General features: G+C 37.2%; 2 protein-coding genes. Both read left to right on the forward strand.

Annotated features, from left to right (window positions below; all coding sequences use genetic code 11):
* Positions 1 to 485: RteC domain-containing protein (locus ESZ48_RS19150; protein ID WP_190246320.1), on the forward strand; the 485-nt coding region annotated here is incomplete at its 5' end.
* 484 nt (positions 486 to 969) lie between these two features.
* The gene (locus tag ESZ48_RS19155) at positions 970 to 1,245 is read left to right on the forward strand and encodes a helix-turn-helix domain-containing protein (protein ID WP_129019106.1); all 276 of its coding nucleotides are present in this window, start codon (positions 970 to 972) and stop codon (positions 1,243 to 1,245) included.
* Positions 1,246 to 1,404: the final 159 nt, after the last annotated feature.

Here is a 1,404-nt window from a genome sequence, read left to right on the forward strand (position 1 = left end):
AATCTCAGCAGGATAGTTTATACTTTCTGAGGAGCACACGGCAAATTGGAATTAACTGTGACATGTCCCATTATATCGTGGATCCAGAATTTTCTACCAGTTACGATAATCTTATGGCGCACTTTGTAGCCGCAGAACTTCAGAACAGACATTATAAAAAATTACTTTTTAGGTTGACAAATAAAGAGTCAGATCCGATTGCAGATTTGATTCTTAATAAAAACAGATCCTGGTCTGGATCCAAGACAGATTTGGTGGAGCTTATTTATGCGCTTCATTCATCAGGTGTTTTGAACAATGGGGAAGCCGAAATCAGCAAAATTATTCAATTCAGCGAAAAGTTCTTCAACATTAAGATCGGAAATGCATACAAAACATTTGCCGAAATAAAGGCGCGGGAAAAAGACCGAACCAAATTCCTTGACACCTTAAAACGTGCGCTATTGACCAAGATGGATACCGATGAAGCCATCACTAGATCCTGATGTAATAAATTACAAAGTCGGTTTTCAAAATGTTAAATTTCTTCGTACTACCGAACGTATACCTAAGGAATTTAAAAAATATGTCTCAGTTATTTTTCGACCATCAAAACGCTACAAAAGCTATGATAAGCCTGAAGGTTATTTTTGATTTTGATTAAAAAATGGCGTTTAAAAATGTTGTCAAGTATATTTTCCGGCACATCATAGAAAATTAGTGTTCCCATAAAAAACATACACAATACTAATTTAGTATTTAAAGCCTTATACTAAATGGCTTTGCTCAAGATGAAGACTATAATATTCCCACCTTTGAAATGTTAAATTTCGTCGTACTACCGAACACATACCGAAGGATTTACAACAATAAACCACAGCTTTGTAGAACAAAAGTCAAATCAACCCAAGTGCTATCATTATGATAGTTTTTTAAGTGACCTCGCCATGAGGAGAGGGACAACATTAACCTTTAAAAATTTGTTCTACAATGGCTACAGCAATTATTACTACCGAAGATCTCTACGACTTCAAAATGGAATTGATCAGCGAATTTAAAAAGCTTCTCGACCATAAAAAGCCGGAGGCGCCGCTCACAAAAAAGTATCTGAAATCTGCTGAGGTGATGGACCTGCTCAAGATCAGTCCAGGCACGCTTCAGAACCTTAGGGTAAACGGCACCTTGCCATTTACCAAAATAGGTGGCACCATACTCTACGAGTACTCCGAAATACTACGTATTCTCAACCTTAACAAGGTTTCTTAATAGAGGATTAATAGCAGGCAAAATCCCGCAGGAATGCGGGATTTTCAATACTTCTTACCATGACTGAGGTTAATTTTATACACCATCTGAAGGCCATCTTCTTGCTTTTTGCCAAGGACAATCGACTCAATCCAACGCATATAAGTCTGTATTTGGCTT

The organism is Gelidibacter gilvus (assembly GCF_004115975.1).
Classification (GTDB): Bacteria; Bacteroidota; Bacteroidia; order Flavobacteriales; family Flavobacteriaceae; genus Gelidibacter; species Gelidibacter gilvus.

Coding starts and splice junctions, on each gene's coding strand:
- ESZ48_RS19155 (WP_129019106.1), top strand. CDS start 970: ATGGCTACAGCAATTATTACTACCGAAGATCTCTACGACTTCAAAATG.